Origin of the sequence: Mesorhizobium waimense (assembly GCF_003601975.1) — a bacterium.
Classification (GTDB): Bacteria; Pseudomonadota; Alphaproteobacteria; order Rhizobiales; family Rhizobiaceae; genus Mesorhizobium; species Mesorhizobium waimense.
Genome location: NZ_QZWZ01000069.1, coordinates 1 through 20,981, shown reverse-complemented (window position 1 = coordinate 20,981; position 20,981 = coordinate 1). Strand labels below are relative to the sequence as shown.

Below are 20,981 nucleotides of genomic sequence, written 5' to 3'. Positions count from 1 at the left end.
AGGAGAAGATGGTGTGACCGGTCGAACCGGGACCAGCGAGGCATTCCGAGGTGCTCACCGGCAGCAAATGTCGTGTCCGTGTTTGGAACTCGCTATCCGTGCAGCCCATCTTGGCCAGCGCTCACAATCCGCGCGCAAAAGGCCGGACATATGAGCGCAAGCGATCCGATCAAACTACCTCAGCCATCCTTGCAAGCACGGGGCCGTCCACATATGAGCACCGGAAGCGCAGGAAGCCGCCATCAGGTGACCTCCAGAGTAGAGTTTCCAAACGGTCTCTCAGGAACTGGATTTGCTGTGGGTGATGGTGCCCGCCGTCAGGATGCGCAGCACCCTGATCGCTTCCTCGCCGCTGGTGCGCGGTTCGGCCCGCGTCTCGATGCACTGGATGAAATGCGCCAGTTCCCGGGTCAGCGGCATGCCTTCGCCGACCGCCACATAGGACGGCTCGTTGGCGGTGAAGGCCCACTGGCCGCTGTCCTGCCATACCGCGTGGCGGTAGACTGCAAGCTTGCGCTCCCATGGCTCGACATCGTCGAACACCGCCATAGCCTTGGTGCCGACCACGGTCAGCCGCCGCTCGCGATAGGGATTGAGCCGCGAGGCGAAGAGATGGCCGCGCAGGCCGTTGGGAAAGCGCATGTGCAGATGCGCGAAGTCGCTGAGATTGTCGAGGAGTGCTGCCCCCTCGCCCCTGACCTCGATCGGCTCGGTGCCGGTGATCGCCAGGATCATCGACAGATCATGCGGCGCCAGATCCCACAGCGCGTCGTTCTCGGTATGGAACTTACCGAGCCCGAGGCGATGCGAGTGGATGTAGCGGACTTCGCCAAGCTCGCCTTTGTCGATCAGCGCCTTCAGCGTCTCGAAGGCCGGGTGGAAGCGCAGCACATGGCCGACCATGAAGACGCGGCCATTGTCCTTCGCCGCCTGCACCGCGCGCTCGGCATCGTCAACCGTCAGCGCGATCGGTTTCTCCACCAGCACGTCCTTGCCGCCCTCGACAGCGCGCACCGCCATGTCGGCGTGGAACTGCGGCGGCAGCGCCATGACGATGGCGTCGATGTCACCGCGAACGAACAACTGCTCCGGCTCGATCGCCAGGCAATCCTGCTCGCTTGCAAAGCCTTCCGCGCGGGCGCGGTTGTCATCCGAAACCGCGTGCAAGGCGCCGAGCGCCTTGAGGGTGCGGATGTGGTTGCTGCCCCAGTATCCGCAACCGAGGACTGCAATGCGCGGCTTCATTGTTTTCAAACTCTAAAAATCGTGGCCGAGACATAGCGACGTGCCGGGTCGAACTCAACCCCGCACCCCTTTTCGATTGCCTGCCCGGCAAAGCTTTTCGATGGCGAGATTATGCCGGCACGCAGGCTGCTTCGAAGCTTGACAGGCTTGCCCTCCCAACCTTATATCCGCGCGACCTTGGTGAACGCCTCGACATGCCTTGCGATTTAAGGTGGATTTCGGGCCTTTCGCCGCCCTGGCGGGGTAGCTCAGTCGGTTAGAGCACGGGAATCATAATCCTGGGGTCGGGGGTTCAAGTCCCTCTCCCGCTACCAAATTTCTCCAAATAAAATCAGCCTCTTAGGTGCCAACGCATGCATCTGGGCGGCTGATTTCATGTCGCACCATGTTGCAAACCGCTACCGTTGATTTCCAAGGGTTTCCTGCGACTATCGGCAGGTCCACGCGACATGGACGCGACATGGGGGAAGCGGCTTTGGCCCATTCTGGAGCAGTCAATTCAAATGCCGGGAAAATTCCGGGTGAGAAGCTTTTCGGTGTTGGTCGCTGTCCACACTGCGCAGTCGCGAATCCAAATCTAAATCGGCTGTGGTCAGATACTTGGCGCCAACTTGGGGAAGCACATTGGGCGACGTTTCGCTGTAATAGCTGCGCGGGGGTCACTTCTGTGAAAATGCACTTTGCCAACAATAATCGGATGCAAGTTGTCGCTTCCTACCCAGATGCAAAAACTGCACATGAGGATATTCCCGAGCCTGCCAGGACATTTCTGCAGCAAGCTTTCGACACGCTCCACGCCCCAGATGCGGCAGCGGTGATGGCGGGTAGCGCGGTCGACGGCATGCTGAAGAAATATGGTTTAACAGAAGGCAGTCTATACGCTCGGATTGATGAGGCTCTGAAGCAGAGCCTGCTCACCGAAGGGATGGCAACGTGGGCGCATTCTGTAAGGCTCGGCTCCAATCGACCGCGGCACGCCGACGAAGTCAGGCCGCACGTGTCACCTGATGAAGCGAAGCAGTCGGTGGAATTTGCGGAGGCGCTTGGAAACTTTCTCTTCGTTCTAACAGCTCGAATTGATCGCGGTATCAAGGCGGCCGAAGAGGCCGAGAAAAGCCCGCCACCGTGAGGCAGCGGGCCATCGTTTCGCTTGCGGAATGATCAGTTGAGAGTTGGCTCCTCCAGCCACTCGTTCCTGCCGAGCGATCGCGGATAGACGCTGAGGCAGACCGGATAGCCGACCGAGTTCGACGCCCGCAAGAATTCGTCGAGTGCGGCGGCTAGTTCCCTTCCTAGCCGCCTTAGTTTTTGTTCAGCCGCAGCGATCTCTTGCGCTGGTGAGGGTACGATCGCCTCGATCATGTCGCTCATGACTGCACCCCGCGCTGCTGCACAATGAGAGCGAAGCCGGCCGAATGATCGACGGTAACCCGCCACTCCCCGCCGTGCATACCTTCTAGTGCGGCGGAAAGCTCCCCTGCGAGGCGCCTGATTCGATCGTCGATAGTTTCTGGTGCGGTAGAGCCGGTTGACGGAAAAGCCTCTGTCGCGGCACCTATGGCCGGAATAGAGGCAAGTGCGCCAAGCGCGGCGCGACGTGTGTTCATGGTCATGTGTGACTTCCTCTCCAAATGTTTGAGGAAGCCGCGCGGAATCGTGGCGGTGACGCTGATTGCAATGGTATGAAAGATTCGGTCATCGATGCTGTTCGCGCGGCTTCGGTGGCAAGTGCCGGTCGGCAGTTCGCGCTGTCGACCGGTGCGCCGACGATGTTCTCATTCGCTGAAATCGTCAAGAACTGGCATCTTGCCGGACGTTGCAATTGTTCAATTAGTCAGGAGGGGTCTATGGCCGAACTTCCCATGCTTCACGTTGAGACGGACCACATAAGGCAAATGTTAGAACACGGATGGTCGGTCGTTGGCTACTCGACGGTCATAATGGCAATGGGGGGCCATGACCCACTCGATTCTTTTACAAAAGGGCAGCGAGATAGGGGGTAACGGAAGAGCGAGTTGTGGTTGAGTTACTGCAATACCTCCTGATCTCGATGGCATACTTCGGGTCGCGACTCTGGGCTCATCCGATTTGAGGATAGAGGAACCGAACACCCGCCGTTTTTGCCAAGTAGCAGCGAATATTGACGGGCCTATAACCTCGCCAGCCGGTAGCCTTGCCGGCTAGGCCCGGCGGTCAACAAGCGCCCATCCCCGACCGCCGGGCTGCTGGACTTGCCTATTGGCTGGGTAGCGCCAGGCTGTCTCTTTAGCCCCGATGGATTTAGGCCCTCAGTCTTAATTGAGCGATTTCTAATATGCCTGTACCTTGGGCATTGCGGGAATTACCCCCTCCCGCAAGGCCGGTGTGGATCTACCCCCCCGAAGGTACCAGCCACACCGGCCGCCCCTAGCGCTGTCAGCATATTAGCAACGTCTTGACTACCAGATGCGCGGCGCCAGAATCCTATTTCCTTGGCGCGGGAAATCAATGTCGGCGACGAGGTGGCGATCACTGCCACGGTGCGAAAGCGCATCGACGATCGCGCCGTGCTTTACGTTCCGACGTTCAATCATCCCTGTTCGATCATCGACGCGAAGGCAAAGCCCGGCGACAAGATCCGATTCGAGGGCGATGTAGTGTTCGTCGACGAGGAAACCGGGCGGGTGACAGGTCAAGGTGCTTGGCGCCGTCACGGTCGATATGAGCACCGTCGATCTGGTGGCGAAACACCAGCCGCCGAAGCGCCGGGCGCCGCTTCGCGACAAGGCCGACTAGCTGCCCTTGGCCTTGCCGTAGGCATTCGGGCTGGTGTCCGGCGTGTAGATCGTCCCCACGCTCTTGCCGCCGCACTTGGCGCATTTCAGCTTCGGAATGAGGTCATCTGCCATGGCCGGCGCGTCGTGAGGCGCAACCTGCCGCCTAGCCCGAACGACATATGTCGTTCGATCAGTTCCGGCCATCAACCATAATACTATCGAATAGGGAATGGACCCGTCCTCGCTGGAAGAGTCTCATGGTTCTTTATGGCATCAGGCCGTGTCTATGCCTCTCAAAAAAGATGCGGCGTTTTTAGGCTTCTCAGTGGAGGAATAAATGAAAACGCTCCTTACTTTCGCGGCGGCTTTGGCACTCGCACTCGCAGCGTCCGCTCCCGCGTCTGCAGTGAAGAATGGATTTGACAGCGATACGTCAAGCACATCCGGACAGGGAAATGGCGGAAACACAAATGACAGTGCCAACCCAGATAACAGTGGCACGACGACAACGACCACCACAAGTTCAGGACCACATGGTCAGGTGAAACAGGGCGAGACCGATTGTAATAACTGCTCGACGACGACCACGTCGGACCTGCCGGGCAAGAACAGATAGGCCAACGAGGAACGGGGGGCGGGGAAACCCGCCCCTCCCTGTTTCAGATCGCAATCAGCGCGATATGCTGTGAATGGGCGCCTGCCTGCTGATGGCCGGCTTTGGCGCCGTGGCCCTACTGCTTCCTGTGAGGTAGACCAAGCAGGCCTCTTGATCCCAGATCTGCAATGTAGGACCATAATCCTATGTGGGGCGATTTCTCTCAACAGGAGGTCGCAGTGGTTAGGCGCAATCATCCGAAGCAGCTATCGGGTCAAGAATTGGAGCGGTTTCTGCAGGCAGCGGAAGGACTGCATAAGGCCATCGTCTGCCCGCTGATATCGCCAACGTGCGAGCACTTCCGATCGATGCGGACCCTGCATGAGGTGCTGTTGAAGACGGTGCGAGAAGTCACCGGGAAGGAAGTCGAGTTCATCCGGTGGAACGGGACGGGGCCAGTGCAAGGCTCTTTAGGCCGAGTGAACCAGGGCACTTAGTCTTAATTGAGTGATCTCTAATATTCGAATAGATTAATCGGAGCGGGGGCTTGGGGTTATTCCTTTCCCGCAATGGCCGGTGCTGTGCGACAGATCTAGCAACGAGCGCCCGACAGCACCGGCCATTTATAATTCCCCCATGTCTGGGATACGGCCGGGTCAGCGAGGCGGCGCCTCTGTAACTGGGACGGGATCAACTTTCATCTCGAATATCCTGCAAAGAGGCGTGCCGCAAATCCTCTTCGCCCCGCAAGTGCTTCACACGGCCGATCAGCCCCGGCTTTGGTTCAGGAGTTGCTAAAGTACGGAACGTCCCATGGACATTGCCGGAACCGAACGGGGCCGATTGAGCCCTTTGCATTACGCTCTGAGACCTTGGCCTACCACTTAGGTAGGAGCCTCATCAGCGCGCGATCGTGCCGGCCGCTGTCCTACACCGGCGAAGCGCCTTGCGCGTCCTGGCGCCCGCCTGTGGCTTGCTGCGGGGTCGAAGTGAGGCGAGCCGCCTTGGCCTTCTCTTTCCGCAGCTTGGTGGCGTTCATCTGGCTGCCGCGATGCTGGTTGCAGTGCCAGCAGGCGGCAGCCAGATTGGCGCGCGCGTTCGTGCCGCCGTGCATCTTGGCCTTCTTGTGCTCTAGGGTGGCTTCCTTTGGTCCGGTCTCAGTAAACGGTTGCCGACAGTAGCAGCATTTCCCGCCTTGGAGATCGACCATCTCATTGCGGACCTTGGCCGAATTGAACTTCAGCTTCTTCTTCATGGGGGTTGGTTCCCTCTTTTCTTTTAAAGGGACCACAGCCGCCACAAAACGTCAATCGCCCCTAGGAAGGCCACCACGCCAGCGCCAGCACGACGCCAGCGGACAGGGTGAAGGCGAGCCAAGCGATCATGCGGCGCCCTTTGCCTCGACGTGGGCCAGTTGCCGCTTGCCCATGTATTCGATCGCCCCCGCCAGTTCGGTGAAGAACGCGTCCACATTCTCCCAATAGATCGCGATCCGCTCGACCGAGCCATCCGGCCGAGTGAACTGCAAAGCAAGGTGCTGTCCATCCGGTGACGAGCCGAGCCAGAAGCCATCGGAGGCTGCGGCTTCGAAGTCACCGAATTTCGCCATAAACTCCTGCCGGTTCCGCTCGACGCGTTCGGCATGCTCGGGTGGCGCCCGCCACCATGCCTCGGGTTTCTCGCTCATTTTTTATCAGCGCCTCGATGGTTTACGGCCGGTGCTTGTAAGAGCGCTTCGAATGGCGAAATCCTGCAGCTTTCTGGCAATGTGCCCTTCGCCGATCAGATCGAAGACGTCACCAGGGCCGAGACCAAAGTCGAGCCGCACGTTGATAAGGCCTGACGCTCCGCCTATGCCGGCCGGAGCCAGTTCCATCTTGGCCAAGCCGCCAGCGGCGAAGCGTGGGATCTGCATCGAGCGGTTGAAGTGGTCGGCTAGGCCGCCGATGCTGAAGCCCTTGGGGCCGATGGCGGACCGGCAGCTTTAAGGGCGCAAATAGACGGAAGCGGACCTTGAGGCACCCCGCTTGCATAGTCGTGAACTGACCCTTTGACGACCTTCTTGATGTCACGCTTCAAGGTCTACACGGGGAGTGGAAGCTGCCATTCTGTTTGACAGCCACGGCTGGAGAAAAGTGATCCTGAACGGTCAAAGCCTTGCCTCATCGGCCGTAAGTGCGTGCTCTCGCGTGCCGGAGACGATGATCTCCAGGACCTCATGCTCGTCGGTGTTCCTGATGTAGCGATCGCCGACGTTCTCGCCGCGCTTCAGCACCATCACGCGGTCACCCACAGCGAAGATGTCAACGAGGCGGTGGGAGATGATGATCTGGGCAACGCCCTGCTTTTTCAGTTCCAGCATGGTCTCGAGCAGCCGCTCGGTCGCCATCACCGAGAGATTGGCGGTCGGCTCGTCGAGGATCACCACGCGCGGCAGGAAGGAGATCGCGCGGGCAATCGCCACAGATTGTTGGCGGCCGCCCGACAGGCTCTCGACCTTTTGATAGACGGAGTTCACGTCGACCTTGAGCCGCTTCAGCACGCTGTCGGCTTCCGCGTACATTTTCCGCCGATTGACGAAAAGGCCCTTGCGCGGCCAACGGCCAAGAAAGATGTTCTGACCGACATCCATATTCCCGCAGAGCGCGAAGTCCTGGTAGATCATCTCGATGCCGGCGTCGCGGCTTTCGTGCGGGCTCTTGAAGCGCACCGGCTGCCCGGCGACGAAGACCTCGCCGCCGGCGTCGCGCTGGTAGGCGCCGGTCAGGATCTTCATCAGCGTCGACTTGCCGGCCGAGTTGTCGCCGACGAGGCCCAGGATCTCGCCGGGATAGAGCACGAGGTCGACGTTGCGGAGCGCCTGCACCGCACCGAAGGCTTTTTCGATGCCCCGCATTTCTACGATCGGTGCAGGCTTAGTCGCGTCACGCATGGGTGGTTTCCGCCGTTCTTGTGCGCCGCGCAAGGCGAACCCGCAGGCGGCCGAAGATGTTGGCCTGGCGCACCCAGATGTCGATCAGCACCGCCACGATCAGGATGCCACCGATGAAGACGTTGATCCAGTGCTGCGGCATGGCGAGGCCCTGGACGTTGAGCTGCAGCAGCGCCCGGATCAGGGTGATCACTGCCGCCCCGGCGAGCGCCCCGATCACGGTGCCGTAGCCGCCGAAGATCGAACCGCCGCCGATGATCACCGAGGCGATGGCGTCGAGCTCGCGAAACTGGCCGGCCACCGGGTTGAAGCTGCGGAAGTAGGCGACGTTGATGATCCCGGCCATTGTTGCGCAGAGCGCCGCCAGCATGAGCGCGAGAAACCGCACCCGGTTGGTGTTGATCCCGGCATAAGCGGCGGCGCGAATGTTGCCGCCGGTCGCATAGACCTTCTGCCCGAACGGCATGTAGGCGAGCACGACGCCGGCAACGAGGGCGACGAACAGCATCCATATGGTCTGGACGCTCACCACCTCGGCGATCGAGCGCAGGAGCCCGTCCGGCAGCGAGATGCGGTAGTGCAGCAGGATGTCGTTCACCTTGCGGCCAAGCAGGTTGTAGCCCTCGGGCCAGCCGGTGAGCTGCTGCCCGGCGACGAACCAGGCGGCGAGGCCGCGGGCGATGTAGAACATGCCAAGCGTGGCGATGAAGGCCGGCAGCTTGAAGCCGACGGTGACGATCGCGTTGACGAGGCCGGCGCACATGCCCGCGAGCAGGCCCATCGCCACGGCGGTGAGTGGGTCAGCGTCGAGGACCTTCAGGAAATACGCGGCGGTGCTGCCGGCGAGGGCGAGCACCGCCCCCACGGAGAGGTCGATGTCGCCGGCGGCGATGACGTAGGTGAGCCCTATGGTGATCAGCGCAAGCTCGGTGTAGTTGAGCAGGATCGCGAAGCTGTTGGACAGGTTCCACCAGTAGTCCGGCCGGAGCGCGAGGCCGGTCAGCCACAGGAGCGCGGTCAGCATGATGGCGAGCGCGTCGCGCCGGGCGAGGAACTTGCCTAATCCCGTGGCCGACAGCGCCATGTCGGTCGCCATCGCGCCCTTGGTCTGCACCCCCTCGATCGCGATGCCGCCGATCTCGTAGGCCGGTGGCGGCGGCCGGCCGCGGAGCCAGGCCCAGAGGCGCCCTGCCACCTGGCGACGGATGAGATAGGGCTCGATGAGCACCGCGACGATGAGCAGCAGCCCGAGGAAGACCGGCACCGCGCCGACCGGCAGCGAGAAGACGGCGTTGACCGTGATTTCCTCGTCGCCGATCTTGATGATGCGCGTGATCGGCCAGCCCTCGCGCAGCACCTTGTCGAGCAGCACGACCAGCATGGCCCCGAGGCAGGACCCGGCTACCCGGCCGCGGCCGCCGAGGATCGAGGCGCCGCCGATGATGACGGCGGCAATGACGGTCAACTCACCGCTGACGCCGTAGAGCGGGGTCACGCCCTTGTCCTGGGCGGCCGACAGCAGGCCGGCGAGGGTCGCGCAGAGCGAGGAGATCAGGTAGGCCCGGATGCGCACCCAGTTGGTCGGGATGCCGGCATAGCCCGCTGCCTGCTCGTTGCCGCCGGTGGCGAAGGTCTCGTAGCCCCAGCGGGTCTTAGCAAGCACATAGGCGCCGACCACGGCGACGACGGCGAAGACCACGACCTGGTTGTTGAAACCCAGGACGTTGGTCTCGCCGAGGTGGAAGAACAGCGGATGCTCGCTCGCCTTGGCGGGATAGTAGATCGACTGGCCGTGGGTCAGCGCCAGCACGAAGCCGCGGCCGATGAAGAGGATGGTCAGCGTGCCGATGAACGCCGGCACCTTCAGTACGGTGACGAGCACGCCGTTGATCAGCCCGATCAGCGTGCCGAGCAGCAGGCAGAGGAACACCGAGGGGACGATGCCGAGATCGAGGAAGCTTGGGGCGAACAGCCGGGCGAACACCACGGCGACCAGGCCGTAGGTGGAGCCGACCGACAGGTCGAGGTCCTTGTTGACGATGACGAAGGTCATCCCGACCGCGATGATGGCCACCCGCGAGGTGTCGCGCAGCAGGGCGTAGAGCGCCTCGGTCGAGCCGAAGAACGCGGGGTTGACGAAAGCGCCGCCGAGATAGAGCAGCAAAAGCAGGGCAAGCAGCCCCGCCTCCCAGCCGCCGACAAGCTGTGGCGGCGCACGGCCGGGCGATTTGGTCGCGGTGCGCGCCATGGGTCCCCCTCTGGTCGTTGCCGTCGCTGCGGGGGAACTCGCGCCCTCCCGCACCGATTTTAGACGTTCCGAGCGAAATCAGTTCTCGAAGCGCTTGCCGACGTTTCCGACAGTCTCCTGCGTCACGAGTTGGGCGCGCGTGTCGAGATTGGCCGCCGCGATGCCGCGGTCGATCTGCAGATAGAGCTGCATAACCGGCCAGAAGCCCTGCAAGAAAGGCTGCTGCCCGAGCGCGCCGGTCAGATCGCCGCTCTTCATCGCATCCTGCTGGGCCGGGCCCAGGTCGAAACCGTAGGCGCAGATCTTGCCGGTCATTCCGGCCTGAGCGACGGCCTTGGCAAGCGCCGGCGTGAACACGTTGTTGCCGGCGAACGCGCCAACGACGTCGCCGCGCGATTCGAACAGCGTCACGATGCCGTTCACCGGATCATTCGGATTGGTGTCGATACCGGTGTTCTCCGGACCCGCGTCGACCTTGAAGGCATCAAGCTTGCCGGCATCCTTCAAGCCCTTGACGATGGCGTTGAAAGCCGAAGTGACGCGATTGTTCACCTCAATGTTGCCCATTGCGGTCGACGACGGCAGGACGATCGAACCCTTCTCGATACCCTTGTCCGCGAGGCACTTGACGAGCGCCTCGCCGGCGATTGCGGCAGCGGAGGCGTCCTGGCCGGTGTGGCCGATGCCGCTGCGGTTGAGGATCGTACCGTCAAAGGAATTGGTCGTGGCGACCGGTATGCCCTTCGCCTCGGCGGCCTTGACGATGTCGTTATAGGCGCCGACCTGGGGCGTTGTCATGATCAGCCCGTCGATCGTCGGATCCTGCACGATCTGGTTCAGGATTTCGATCTCGCGGGCCGGGTCGTCGGTCGGCGATTCCGCGCCGAGCAGCAGGACCTTGGCGCCGATCAGGTTGCCGGCGACGGTCGCGCCGACGTAGACCGGATCGAAGAAGCCATTGCCGGCAGTGTGTGTCACGATAGCGAAAGTGAGGTGACCATCGGCCGAATGGAAGTCCTTGGTACCGGGGGCCTCCTTTGCGGCTTCTTCGAAGCTGTAGCCGCCGACCGCCTTATCGACGCCGCCCGATTGTGCGTAGGCGTTCGATACGCCGAGCGATAACGCCGCGGCACACACCGCGAGCGGGAAAATATGTTTCATGATTATCCTCCCTTGCAACCAACGGTCGGAAGCCGTTCGGGCGCATTTATTCAGGGGATTCCGAATGCTTCCTCCCACCCCGTATATTCTGCCCAAAGCCTGCCCACGTAAATAGTGCTCCCACTTTCACCGACGAATTGGTTCAGAGCGGAAAGCATCCGCGCCGTCGAAAGGTCTCCTAACGCAACCGGGTCCTGCTAAGAGTTCGGAAGGCTTCTGGTCGGCGGAGCGTGATCCCGAACGGAAATCAGATCGACATGACGGTGTTCAGCGGCCTGCTTTGTCATCTGGGCCTGGCTTGCACTCGACGCCGCCGATCACGCCGCTACCGAGATCCTTCGTATCGACGACCAGCGGCATCAGCTGTTCGTAGACATTCGACGTCAGCAGATCGGCGCCGGGGACAGGCCGGTGGTATTTGTCCCTCAACGTGTCGATGAGGTTGTCGATCGAGCCCGGCGCCTCGGCCTGAGCAAAGAGATTGTCGTCCTTGCGGTGGAGGGTCAGCGTCTTGCCGTCGAATACCATCTCGACCTCCGCAAACCCTCCGGTGCGCGTGGCGCGGATCTTGTCGGGCCGGGAGAGCGTGACTGCTCCCGAGCTCGCCAGCGCGAGCTTCTGCTGATCGGTCGTGACGAATTCGAGGTTCGTATCATAGTCGAACGCTATCGCTTTTTGGGCCCCGAGATAGTCCGACATGGCCTTGAACAGGGCTTTCGCTTCCGCTTCGTCGGCCCGGGCGGCCGGAGCTCCCAGGCCGATCGACAGGACCAGCGCCACAGCGGATGCCGCTGTGGCGGCGCGTGCGAATGATTTCTGGGTTGCTCGGTTCATCAGAGGTTCCTCCGTTGAGATGCGTTTTAACTTTGCAAGACCTTGCGGGCAGATCGGGCAAGCTTCGTGATTAAGCTCAAGGTCCACCCTTCAGCGCAGCACGCGCGGACGAGGAAACGTAGTGGCCGCCGCCAAGGACCGTCTGAACTGCGTCAAGCAGTTCGTCGCCCGCATCGGCCTTCACGACGTATCCCGCAGCGCCTTCATCGATTGCTTTTCTGATGATGGCCGGCTCATCTCGAACCGACACGAAGATGATACGGACATTCGGATGCACGGCGAGGATGTCGCGTGCCGCCACCAGCCCGCTGATGCCTGGCATCGCGATGTCGGAAATAATGATGTCGGGCATGTTTGCATTCACTGCCGCAATCAATCCCTGTCCATCCGGCACGATGTCGACGTCGTAATCGCCAAGTAGGGATCGAAGGTGCTCAGCCATCTCAGTATGATCCTCTGCAAGTACGAGACGTTTGCGTGCCAAGTGAAATCCCTCGGCTTGAGTATCGGGTCTGGTGCTATGGGTCGGATGCTACGAGCGCAGCCAGGCCGGCGCATCGGGGAAACCCCGGGGGCCCTGGGCGTGGAAATCCCGGGGTTGGCGGGCCGGAAAACACGGGGGCAGGGAGCCGGGAAATCGCGGGGTTCGAGGTTCGGGAAGAACCGGAAACCGGATCAGTCGGAAATCAGCCCCTGCTTCACGGCAAATCTGATCAGGTCAGCCGTTCTCTTGGCGCCGAGGACGTGCAGCAATTGGGACTTGTGATCCTCGACGGTGCGCACCGAAATTTTCAGGTCGCCCGCAATCTCTTTCATGCGCTTGCCTTGCGCGATCAGCCCCAGGATTTCTCTTTGGCGAGAGGTAAGGTGATGCTCTCCGTGATCCGCGGGCTGCGAAATCGTCCGCAAGACATCCCCGGCAATATGCGGTGTCAGATATATGCGGCCGGCCATGACGGCGCGGATGGCATCGAGCAGTTCTTCGCCCGCCGCCGCCTTGAGAAGATATCCGCATGCCCCGGCGCGCATGGCTTCGGCGGCTACGCTTGCCTCGGTGTGGACTGTCAAGAATATGAAGCGCGCGCTGGATTGCTCCGACTTGAGCTGACGCAGGGCGTCCAGACCACTCATCACCGGCATGGTAATATCCGAAACGATGATGTCCGGCTTGAGGCGCCGCGCACTCTCGACGAGTTGCTGCCCATCGGCGGCCCGTCCGACCAGATCGGCGACCTCAGCGATCAACCGGCCAAGTGCTTCGGCAACCATCAGATGGTCATCCGCAAGGATCACCCGCGGTCTCAATGCCGCTCTCCCGTCGGAATGACGACGGTGGCGACGGTACCTCGACTGGACGACTCCACCTCGAAACTCCCCTCGAGCATTCTGACGCGCTCACGCATGCTCAGCAATCCGATCCCATGCTGTCCGTCCGAGCCGTTCTCCTGGAATCCACGTCCGTCGTCGGTAATCCGCATCATGACTTGGCCATTCCGGCGCGCGAGCCATATGCGGACCGTCCTGGCATGGGCATGCTTGGTTATGTTGCGAAGCGCTTCCTGTGCGACCCTGTAAAGGCACAGTTCAATGTCGTCCGCGACTTCGGACCATCCATCGGCGACCTCGACATCTACCCTTGTGCCGGACTCGCCGTTGATTTCCGCGCAGCGGCCTCGCAATGCCTCCAGCAATCCGACATGCTCAAGTGCTCCTGGATGCAGTTCGTGCGACAAATCCCGCAGGTCCTTCGCCAACCCGACGACCTGCTGCTGAAGTCCCGACAACTCGTTTCGCGCGGTATCATCGGGATTGGGGACGCGCCGCTTGAGACTGCTCAACCCGATTGAAAGCGACGCGACGCGCTGCCCGACATCATCATGGAGTTCGCGCGCAATTCGGGTCCGCTCCTCCTCCTGTGCGTAGATGAGCCGGCCAGCCAATTGGCGAACCTGGTCGTAGCTGACGCGAAGCTCGCCTTCCTTTGCGCGAATGCCGATCTCGGCCGCGCGCCGCCTGGCCCGTTGCACGAGAAAGCTCACAATTAGAAGCGTCTGAAGCACGATCAGCGAAATCGTTCCGACAATGTACCAGCGATAGAGCCCCCATGCGCTTGGCGACCGAAACCGAACTTCACTGCTTGGCGGCAGGCTGGTTTCGCTAATCCCCCATCTCTGCAACTCTCTCCAGTCGTAGGCTGGAGTGCCAAGTCCAAAGAGCGGAGTCTTGATTTCGCCCGCCCTCTCGCCCGCAAGAATACGGAGAGCAACGTCAGCGGTTTGCTGGCCTATGGCTTGAGTTTGATCCGCAGGCCCGCCAACCGAGCCCTGCCCCAAGTGGTAGTCGCCATAGCCGAAGACAGGCACGGTGGCGACTTCGCGTATCCGTGTGAAGGCTGCATCCAGCGGGTGCACGGCACCTGCTCCATCCACCGCCAGCATGAAATAGAGAACGGCTGACTGCGGCGGCAGGCGGGCGACCCTGCGTAACATTTCGTCGAGCGACAACTCGTCAAGCCATTCGAATTCCACGCGATCCGCGAACGGTTGAAACTCACGATGCAATTCACGAGCCCAGTATTGCTCGTTTGGAGAATTTCCGATGATGACTGCAATGTCTGTTGTCTCGGGCCGCACGCGCAGAATATTCTCGACGAAGGCTGGAAGATCGAGCTTGACCCCGATGTAGGTGGCATTGGGTGTATTGGCGGCATCGGCCGTGAGCCGCGCATCGACCCCTGCTATCACCATGGGTGTGTCAAAAAACAGCTGTTGCCGATATTTCTCAACGAAGGCCGCAGCCGGCCCACCTTGAGCTACAATCAAGTCAAGTCTGCGCCCAGAAAAGAGATCCTGCAGATATTTGACCAGCGAACCTTCGTTCTCGGGCTCCTGAAACCGTGCTGTAAAAATCGACGCCTCATAAAAATCAACCAGCTCCGGCGATCGCTTCACGAGCGCCGCCTGAAAACTCTTGGTCATCTCGCTGAAAGGCGCAAAATCACGACCGAACGAATGCAGCAAAAGTACACGCTTTGGCTCTGCTGCGTTCGCCCCAAGCACGGAAAATAAGAGGAAGGCTACCACCAGCCAAGCCCCATACAACAACGTCCTTGGGGGATAGCCCATCATAATTTTAAGTGCAGAGCACCTCGCGGATTGCCGTTCACATCTCCAAGATAGCAGTTACGGGGCGCGAGCGAAATCCGAACCGAGATAGACTCAAGTACCGTAGCGTCGGCTTGGGTCGCACGGCCTCATCGGCTCCTGTGGCCGGGTCCCTTTTCGAAGTGGTTCACCTCGCTGCTGAAGCGTTTGGTCGTTGAGCAGCAACCAAGACCATCAGCGACTTCTGGAATGGCGAGCAGTGGCGTGCTGGTCCGATCAGGGGATAATTCCCCGAGGGCCCCGGCGTAGCTGGAACTGGCGGGTACCGCAGCATTTCTTGAACTTCACACCTGAACCGCAAGGACATGGATCATTGCCGCCGCGTTGCAGCCGGCCGATCAGGGGCAGCATCGCTGCAGAAGGCAGGAGCGCCGCCGCAAGGGCAGCCAACTTGGCCGAGATTCCCGGTACGACGAGGCGACGACCGGATTTGAACCCTCGCCACGCGCGTTCGGCCACATCCTCCGGATCCAGCTTGGGCAAGATACTGAAGAGCGGCGTCTGATAGGCGCGGGACCTTTCGAGAAACTCCGTCGACACCGGCCCTGGTGCCACGCATGTGACAGTCACACCGGTTCGGCGCAATTCCTGATGAAGCGCCTCTGAGAAGAAGCGCACGAAACCTTTGCTGGCGAAGTACAAAGCCATATAAGGCCCAGGAACGAACCCGGCCACGGAACTGAGATTGAGCACCCCGCCCCGCCCGCGCGCCACCATTCCCGGCAGGAAATGGAGGGTCAATTCGCTGAGGGAATGTATGTTTAGATCGATGATGCCGAGCTGGGCATCAATAGGGAGCGCCGTCGCCGCGCCCCGTAGGCCATAGCCTGCGCTGTTGACCAGGACATCACAGACCAGGCCGTGTGCGGACAGAAAGTCCTCTAGGCGCGTTGGCGCATCGCCTGCCACGAGATCCAACTCGAGCGTGAATGCCTCGCCACCCCCCTCCCGAACCTCAGCCGCCGCGGCCGCCAAACCCTCGGGCGAGCGGGCAACGAGCACAACCGCACCGCGCTCACGTGCAGCGACGCTCGCAATTGCCCGTCCAATTCCAGCCGACCCGCCAATTACGACGACCGCGGGTCGGAATTCACAGTGCGAAATCATGTCGCGTTCCTCTGCCTTGCAGGAGCGGCAACACTTTGACCGAGCAGCACCACTTCATTGGCGACAGCGCCGTTCAGAATCTTTTCGAATCTCTCTAGTGCTCGTGCGACGTTCGCTCCATCCATCACCCGGTGATCGTAGTGGATGCGGACATTCACCGATCCGTCTTCGCCGATCGGACCGTAGTTAAGAAGCGTGGTCAATGGTGTGAGCGGGTTGAGTGATTCCGCGCCGAGACCCGAATAGACAGACAGTTGGAAGGTACCGAAGTAATTTGCCCTTTGCCGGGCGATATTCAGGCCTAGCCACATAAGCAGCCACCTGAGTGGCGCGGGCACACGTGCCAACCGCAAGGCACGCCGGAACTCCGTGACCTCAAGAATCGGCCGTGACCGCGCCGCGTGGATCGATGCCTCAAGTTCCGTGATGGAATAGCGCTCCGGGCACTTGATGCAGCTTAACAGAACGGCCGGCTCACCGTCATACTCGCGCTCGTGGGCAATCGAGGCTACGCTTACCGGATACTCGTAAAGCTGCGGCCAGGGCAACTTGACATAGGCGCGCCGTAGCTCCGGCAGCTCTCGGGCGAGAAGCGCGTATCCCTTCAGGAAGATCGCTGTCCAAGAGGGCCTGGTCTGCTGCGCCATTCTAGCCGCTACGAGTGGGCCGAGGTTCATCTGACGCTGCACTGCGACCCGTGGCACGCCGATCGAAAACCTCATCAGATCGCCAACAAGGCGCCGGGGCGCCGAAAGCTTGAGGGCTCGGCCTCGCATCAACGACCTCTAATAAAGATAAGGGACTATTCGCTTGGTTTTTTCCATATAGGCACGGTATTGCGAGCCGAAATTCTCCAGCATCATACGCTCTTCCTTATCCACTCTCAGCAGAAAAAGGACTGCGAACCCAATCAAACCCGAAATGCCCGCAACCCAGTTCGACAGCAGAAAGATCTGGCCGAGCCCCATGAGCAGGAACGAGGTGTACATCGGGTGACGGACTAGGGCGTATGGCCCGGCGCAGACCAGTTCATGCCGTTCGCGAATCTCCAGCGTAATCGACCAGTTACGGCCAAGTTCCTTGTGGGACATGCGAAAAATCCACAACGCGCAGCAGAAGATGATGGTGCCGAGAGCCACCGCCCACGCGCTGGCCGGATGGTCAGCCGCTCCAGGGATGCCGGTGGCTACATAGAAGGCAGGCAGGATCGCTAGGCCAAAAAGAGCCGATGCAAGCCCGACGGTGTCGGAACGTGAGCGGCCGCCAGCTACAATTCGCACACGCCTCGCCCGGCGCTCGAAGGGATACCGGATCACGTACCAAGCAATGACGCCGATCACCCATATGATCTCGCCAACTGAGGCAACTGCAATGCTCACTTCAGGCCACCGTCGCCCTTTCTGCGATCTGGGACTGTACCACTTCACCCATCCCCTCGATTTCGTCACCGGCCGACCTTCAGGCGCAGCGATCCGCTAATGCGACAGCCGGAGGGGGCAGTACCGATCGCATTCGGCCCCATCCATTCCTCGAAACTTGGTTATGTATTCATTTCCCGAAGCTTAGTTATGAATTGTTGCGGCCGGAGCTGAATAGCGGGAGTCTTATACCCCATGGAGCGCGCGATGTCCGCCACGAAGCTGTTGCAGTTCAAGACTGTTGCCTGCCAGACATGGGACTTCGCCTGCAGCTTCCGGATGTAGGCAACGACTTTGTTGTACTCGTCCCGAGTCAGCATGACTCGCCAGCTTGCGGATCTGTATTGTTCTTCCAGATCACCGTCACTCCACCCGGTTTCGGCTGGCACCGGCACGAAATGGCCCAGAACGTAGGGAACTGCACTATTCGAAGCCGGGTGAAGGCCCGCGACTTGGGGATCGACCATTCTCCCGTCTTGGTTCAAGCGCCCAAAAACTGCGTAAGTGTGGCCGTAGCTGAGGGCGTAGCGGGAGCGGAACTCGATGAAGAACCGCTCGTCCTTATCTTGAGAGGCAGTTCCGCCATCGGCAAAAGAAACGAAATTCGGCTGGGCCGGCAGGTCTTTCGTCTGACATGCCGCTGCCGCGAGCGGCAGCAGGGCCACAAGCAAGAGACGGCCATTTACAAGCGTCATCGCCGCGTTCTCGAACTTCACGAAGCGCAGGCCTAGGAACAGCCTATGCCCGCCAATCGCGCCGTAGGCTATGAAGTCGGCCTTTGCCCTGCGTATCGACGGGGAAGGGCCTGGCGGCCCTTCCCATACTCACCGAAAGCCGGTCCTTATTTAATCACGGGCTGCTCTACCGGAGCGGGTTCCGGCGGAGGAGCCTTCCCCTTTCCTTTGCCGATCCAATCGTTCGCGCAGCCGCTCAGGCTGGCAACGGCGAGCATGGCAACCATTGCAATCAAGATCCTGCTCATCAAGCAATCCTTTCCCCAGGGGCGGAATAGCCTATGAAAGCGCCACAAATAATAATGCAGCCCCGCTAAATTAGCTGCAAACTACGCCAAGGCCTAGTGCTGAAATGACACAATTGGCACCCGGTTCCCCGCGGCACGTTTACGGTGACGTGCTGGCAGAGTTTACCATCCGACGGAGATCAGGCGTGCGGCGCATCTCAGACCATCAAATAACCAGCACCGTCGCGCCCAGAGGGGTACGGTCGTAGAGGTCAATGATGTCGTCATTTATCAAACGGATGCACCCGTTCGATACCGCTGTGCCTATCGTCCACGGCTCGTTTGTGCCATGCACCCGGAAGTGGGTGTCGCGTCCGTCGCGATAGAGATAAAGGGCCCGAGCACCAAGCGGATTGTTTGGTCCGCCGGGGACCCCGCCGGCGTATTGCACTAGGCGCGGCTTGCGCCTCATCATGTTGTCGGTGGGCGTCCACGACGGCCAGTCCGCCTTGCGGCCGACGGTGGCTGTACCCTTGAACGAAAGTCCCTGTTCGCCGACGCCGACGCCGTAGCGCGTCGCCCACCCATCCCTCTCGACGGCGTAGAGGAAACGTTGCGAAGTATCAACGACGATCGTTCCAGCCTGCTCGTTTCCGTAATACCGCACATGCTGCCGTCGGTAACGAGGATCCAGGCCACGCCTTGGTGCGAACGCGGATGAAATCGGCTCCGCCGCCTGTCGTAACGCTGACGTACATCCGGAAACCATCAGAGCCAGACTACCCAGCACGAGCCCCCGGCGCGCAATGTGGTTATTGTCCATTTCCACCTGCTAAGAAAATGGTCAGCCCTACCGCCGTCGTCTCTAACACTCCAAGGCCCGTCGGCCAAGTCTCGCTCCTTGCCCGAACTGACCTGGAACAACCGGAACCAGGCGTTGTTGCGTTGCCGACCGGCCATGCTCGCCAAACCGCTTCACTGGTGTGATGCTTTAATTCCAGTCAGGCCGGCTTCTTGATGTAACCTTTCATTTGGGCGCCACGCAGGTTGGCTGAGGGCGTCGGGCGCCAGGAGAGTTCACAGGACAAACAGGGGCCTTGGCTGCCGAAATCTGCTATGAACGAAGCCTCTTGTGACAACCATCTGGCTCCATTCGTTATGTCGCTGTGGGCACAAGGATAGAGATGAAGCATGACTTCCAAGATAAGATCGCGGTTGTGACCGGCGCGGGCTCCGGAATAGGAGCGGCTGTTTCACGGCAACTCGCACAAGAAGGAGCCGAGGTTGTTGTTGCCGACCTTGATGCTGAGGCTGCGCACAGCAAAGCCGCCGAAATACGCTCGCAAGGAGGCAGGGCTCACGACTTTGCGGTCGATGTCACTGATGCGGCAGCCGTGGAAAAGCTGGTCGAGTTCGCTGTCCAGAAATGCGGCGGCCTGGATATGGCGGTAAACAATGCAGGTATCGACGGCGTTCGAAAAGCAACGGCAGACTATCCGCTCGACAACTGGCACAAGTTGATAAACGTCAATTTAAATGGCATTTTCTACTGCATGAAATACGAGATCGCCGCCATGCTGGATCGGGGCGGAGGCGCTATCGTCAACATGTCTTCCGTTCTCGGTTCCGTCGGATTGCCAACTGCGTCCGCATACACGGCAGCGAAACACGGGGTCGTTGGACTGACCAAGGTTGCGGCGATGGAATATGCGAGAAGGGGCATCCGAATCAATGTCGTGGGCCCCGGCTGGATCGAAACGCCACTCGTATCGGAGCAAATGGAGGCAGCAGCCATCCGGCGCATTGCGGGGCTTCAGCCGATGGGCAGGCGCGGGAGACCTGAGGAGGTAGCAGCTCTTGTGTGCTTCCTCTTGTCCGACCAGGCTAGCTTTATCACGGGAAGCTACCATCTGGTGGACGGAGCTTACACCGCCCATTAGGTGCAGTGGCTGGCCGCAGTTCGTCCCAGCTCTTGAATAGCGGGCGGGCCGCGCCGAGACGGCGTCATGCTATTGCCGCCCCTCGACTATGAGAGACGCCCATCTGCACGGAGCGAGGCAGAGTTTCGGGAGCCGACCAAAGCGCGGTTCCGGCGAGGCCGGTCGTCATCAACGTATCCGAGGCGCATTTCAGTTGCCGTCATGGCGCGGCTCCGTAGAGAAGGTTGGTTCCCGGTTCCTCTCCCTCTACCACCTTCAAAGTCCAAACAATTCTCCGGTTCGCTCATGGCCTCCTGAAAGCCCAGCGTGTGCCGGATGTGCGGCCGAAAGCTGGGGAGTGAGGAAACGACGTTCTTCCCCCAACCGCTCTCTGAATGCCCATTACTCTCCGAAGCTGGGGAGTAGCTCCAAAAATCCCCAGGTTTTGACAACAGCAATATCAATGCCTAGCTCGCCTGTCCAATGACTCCACATCTATGCGGTCGCTCGCTAGTCATCTGGAACTGAAGTTCGTTACATTGTATGCTACGTCGCTTCTGGAGAGGAGCGCATTATGGCGAACGCGAATGGCCGCCCAACCGCGCCGTTGGTTCTGAGCGCAGACGAGCAGGATTATCTCG

Annotated in this window: 21 protein-coding genes, 1 tRNA gene and 1 pseudogene; 4 read left to right on the top strand and 19 right to left on the bottom strand. The window is 60.5% G+C overall.

Annotated features, from left to right (window positions below; all coding sequences use genetic code 11):
- Positions 1-279: 279 nt before the first annotated feature.
- Positions 280-1,245 (bottom strand): Gfo/Idh/MocA family protein, encoded by a 966-nt coding sequence (locus D3227_RS37195; protein ID WP_120019075.1) that lies wholly within the window; start codon positions 1,243-1,245, stop codon positions 280-282.
- A 237-nt stretch (positions 1,246-1,482) separates the two neighbouring features.
- Between D3227_RS37195 and D3227_RS37190 the strand changes: the two genes are divergently transcribed.
- Together D3227_RS37190 and D3227_RS42040 are read left to right on the top strand one after the other, a co-directional pair.
- A tRNA-Met gene (locus D3227_RS37190) sits at positions 1,483-1,559 on the top strand.
- Between the two features lie 359 nt (positions 1,560-1,918).
- Positions 1,919-2,374, top strand: a complete 456-nt coding sequence (locus D3227_RS42040; protein ID WP_245452097.1) for a DUF4145 domain-containing protein — start codon at positions 1,919-1,921, stop codon at positions 2,372-2,374.
- Between the two features lie 32 nt (positions 2,375-2,406).
- Here D3227_RS42040 and D3227_RS37180 read toward each other — a convergent pair whose 3' ends face one another.
- The 3 genes from D3227_RS37180 to D3227_RS43360 form a co-directional block, all read right to left on the bottom strand.
- A complete protein-coding gene (locus tag D3227_RS37180; protein WP_120019073.1) occupies positions 2,407-2,616 on the bottom strand; it encodes a hypothetical protein in 210 nt (69 codons plus the stop codon).
- The gene (locus tag D3227_RS37175) at positions 2,613-2,858 is read right to left on the bottom strand and encodes a hypothetical protein (protein WP_120019072.1); all 246 of its coding nucleotides are present in this window, start codon (positions 2,856-2,858) and stop codon (positions 2,613-2,615) included. The genes D3227_RS37180 and D3227_RS37175 overlap by 4 nt, the downstream gene beginning before the upstream one ends.
- Positions 2,859-3,683: 825 nt before the next feature.
- Entirely contained in the window at positions 3,684-3,920 is a 237-nt protein-coding gene (locus D3227_RS43360; protein WP_245452096.1) for a hypothetical protein, read from the bottom strand.
- Positions 3,921-4,338: 418 nt separating this feature from the next.
- On the opposite strand from D3227_RS43360, the gene D3227_RS41350 reads away from it, so the two are divergent.
- Complete coding sequence (locus D3227_RS41350) at positions 4,339-4,617, top strand: hypothetical protein (RefSeq protein WP_147377783.1); 279 nt, start codon at positions 4,339-4,341, stop codon at positions 4,615-4,617.
- A gap of 907 nt (positions 4,618-5,524) precedes the next feature.
- On the opposite strand, the gene D3227_RS37145 is transcribed toward D3227_RS41350, so the two are convergent.
- The 15 genes and pseudogenes from D3227_RS37145 to D3227_RS37070 form a co-directional block, all read right to left on the bottom strand.
- Positions 5,525-5,851 carry an HNH endonuclease gene (locus D3227_RS37145; protein WP_120019068.1) on the bottom strand — a complete coding sequence of 109 codons (327 nt, stop codon included), beginning with the start codon at positions 5,849-5,851 and terminating at the stop codon, positions 5,525-5,527.
- Between the two features lie 126 nt (positions 5,852-5,977).
- The gene (locus tag D3227_RS37140) at positions 5,978-6,283 is read right to left on the bottom strand and encodes a hypothetical protein (RefSeq protein ID WP_120019067.1); all 306 of its coding nucleotides are present in this window, start codon (positions 6,281-6,283) and stop codon (positions 5,978-5,980) included.
- Positions 6,284-6,745: 462 nt separating this feature from the next.
- On the bottom strand, positions 6,746-7,528 hold the full coding sequence (locus D3227_RS37130) for an ATP-binding cassette domain-containing protein (RefSeq protein WP_120019065.1): 783 nt from the start codon (positions 7,526-7,528) through the stop codon (positions 6,746-6,748).
- Positions 7,521-9,776: an ABC transporter permease gene (locus D3227_RS37125; protein WP_120019064.1), complete on the bottom strand. Its 2,256-nt coding sequence runs from the start codon at positions 9,774-9,776 to the stop codon at positions 7,521-7,523. Before D3227_RS37125 ends, D3227_RS37130 begins: the two co-directional genes overlap by 8 nt.
- 78 nt (positions 9,777-9,854) lie before the next feature.
- The gene (locus D3227_RS37120) at positions 9,855-10,937 is read right to left on the bottom strand and encodes a substrate-binding domain-containing protein (protein WP_120019063.1); all 1,083 of its coding nucleotides are present in this window, start codon (positions 10,935-10,937) and stop codon (positions 9,855-9,857) included.
- A gap of 300 nt (positions 10,938-11,237) precedes the next feature.
- A pseudogene (locus D3227_RS37115) lies at positions 11,238-11,771 on the bottom strand (DUF2092 domain-containing protein); the annotation flags it as partial.
- Between the two features lie 76 nt (positions 11,772-11,847).
- Complete coding sequence (locus tag D3227_RS37110; protein WP_147377782.1) at positions 11,848-12,255, bottom strand: response regulator; 408 nt, start codon at positions 12,253-12,255, stop codon at positions 11,848-11,850.
- A 191-nt stretch (positions 12,256-12,446) separates the two neighbouring features.
- Entirely contained in the window at positions 12,447-13,064 is a 618-nt protein-coding gene (locus D3227_RS37105; RefSeq protein WP_120019060.1) for a response regulator, read from the bottom strand.
- 8 nt (positions 13,065-13,072) lie between these two features.
- Complete coding sequence (locus D3227_RS37100) at positions 13,073-14,854, bottom strand: sensor histidine kinase (RefSeq protein WP_167481026.1); 1,782 nt, start codon at positions 14,852-14,854, stop codon at positions 13,073-13,075.
- A 297-nt stretch (positions 14,855-15,151) separates the two neighbouring features.
- Positions 15,152-16,042, bottom strand: coding sequence for an SDR family NAD(P)-dependent oxidoreductase (locus D3227_RS37095; RefSeq protein ID WP_120019058.1), 891 nt, complete (start codon positions 16,040-16,042; stop codon positions 15,152-15,154).
- The gene (locus D3227_RS37090; RefSeq protein WP_120019057.1) at positions 16,039-16,818 is read right to left on the bottom strand and encodes a hypothetical protein; all 780 of its coding nucleotides are present in this window, start codon (positions 16,816-16,818) and stop codon (positions 16,039-16,041) included. The genes D3227_RS37095 and D3227_RS37090 overlap by 4 nt, the downstream gene beginning before the upstream one ends.
- Positions 16,819-16,827: 9 nt before the next feature.
- Positions 16,828-17,415 carry a protein-S-isoprenylcysteine O-methyltransferase gene (locus D3227_RS37085; protein ID WP_120019077.1) on the bottom strand — a complete coding sequence of 196 codons (588 nt, stop codon included), beginning with the start codon at positions 17,413-17,415 and terminating at the stop codon, positions 16,828-16,830.
- A 167-nt stretch (positions 17,416-17,582) separates the two neighbouring features.
- Entirely contained in the window at positions 17,583-18,155 is a 573-nt protein-coding gene (locus tag D3227_RS37080) for a hypothetical protein (RefSeq protein ID WP_120019076.1), read from the bottom strand.
- A 146-nt stretch (positions 18,156-18,301) separates the two neighbouring features.
- The gene (locus tag D3227_RS37075; RefSeq protein ID WP_120019056.1) at positions 18,302-18,442 is read right to left on the bottom strand and encodes an ABC transporter; all 141 of its coding nucleotides are present in this window, start codon (positions 18,440-18,442) and stop codon (positions 18,302-18,304) included.
- A 205-nt stretch (positions 18,443-18,647) separates the two neighbouring features.
- Positions 18,648-19,244: a L,D-transpeptidase gene (locus D3227_RS37070; RefSeq protein WP_120019055.1), complete on the bottom strand. Its 597-nt coding sequence runs from the start codon at positions 19,242-19,244 to the stop codon at positions 18,648-18,650.
- Between the two features lie 361 nt (positions 19,245-19,605).
- Between D3227_RS37070 and D3227_RS37065 the strand changes: the two genes are divergently transcribed.
- A complete protein-coding gene (locus D3227_RS37065) occupies positions 19,606-20,361 on the top strand; it encodes an SDR family NAD(P)-dependent oxidoreductase (protein WP_120019054.1) in 756 nt (251 codons plus the stop codon).
- Positions 20,362-20,981 lie beyond the last annotated feature (620 nt).

Excerpts from the sequence above, each read along its gene's own strand:
- D3227_RS37195 (WP_120019075.1), bottom strand. The coding sequence starts at position 1,245 with ATGAAGCCGCGCATTGCAGTCCTCGGTTGCGGATACTGGGGCAGCAAC.
- D3227_RS42040 (WP_245452097.1), top strand. The coding sequence starts at position 1,919 with ATGCACTTTGCCAACAATAATCGGATGCAAGTTGTCGCTTCCTACCCA.
- D3227_RS37180 (WP_120019073.1), bottom strand. The coding sequence starts at position 2,616 with ATGAGCGACATGATCGAGGCGATCGTACCCTCACCAGCGCAAGAGATC.
- D3227_RS37175 (WP_120019072.1), bottom strand. The coding sequence starts at position 2,858 with ATGACCATGAACACACGTCGCGCCGCGCTTGGCGCACTTGCCTCTATT.
- D3227_RS41350 (WP_147377783.1), top strand. The coding sequence starts at position 4,339 with ATGAAAACGCTCCTTACTTTCGCGGCGGCTTTGGCACTCGCACTCGCA.
- D3227_RS37145 (WP_120019068.1), bottom strand. The coding sequence starts at position 5,851 with ATGAAGAAGAAGCTGAAGTTCAATTCGGCCAAGGTCCGCAATGAGATG.
- D3227_RS37140 (WP_120019067.1), bottom strand. The coding sequence starts at position 6,283 with ATGAGCGAGAAACCCGAGGCATGGTGGCGGGCGCCACCCGAGCATGCC.
- D3227_RS37130 (WP_120019065.1), bottom strand. The coding sequence starts at position 7,528 with ATGCGTGACGCGACTAAGCCTGCACCGATCGTAGAAATGCGGGGCATC.
- D3227_RS37125 (WP_120019064.1), bottom strand. The coding sequence starts at position 9,776 with ATGGCGCGCACCGCGACCAAATCGCCCGGCCGTGCGCCGCCACAGCTT.
- D3227_RS37120 (WP_120019063.1), bottom strand. The coding sequence starts at position 10,937 with ATGAAACATATTTTCCCGCTCGCGGTGTGTGCCGCGGCGTTATCGCTC.
- D3227_RS37095 (WP_120019058.1), bottom strand. The coding sequence starts at position 16,042 with ATGATTTCGCACTGTGAATTCCGACCCGCGGTCGTCGTAATTGGCGGG.
- D3227_RS37090 (WP_120019057.1), bottom strand. The coding sequence starts at position 16,818 with ATGCGAGGCCGAGCCCTCAAGCTTTCGGCGCCCCGGCGCCTTGTTGGC.
- D3227_RS37080 (WP_120019076.1), bottom strand. The coding sequence starts at position 18,155 with ATGACGCTTGTAAATGGCCGTCTCTTGCTTGTGGCCCTGCTGCCGCTC.
- D3227_RS37075 (WP_120019056.1), bottom strand. The coding sequence starts at position 18,442 with ATGAGCAGGATCTTGATTGCAATGGTTGCCATGCTCGCCGTTGCCAGC.
- D3227_RS37070 (WP_120019055.1), bottom strand. The coding sequence starts at position 19,244 with ATGGACAATAACCACATTGCGCGCCGGGGGCTCGTGCTGGGTAGTCTG.
- D3227_RS37065 (WP_120019054.1), top strand. The coding sequence starts at position 19,606 with ATGAAGCATGACTTCCAAGATAAGATCGCGGTTGTGACCGGCGCGGGC.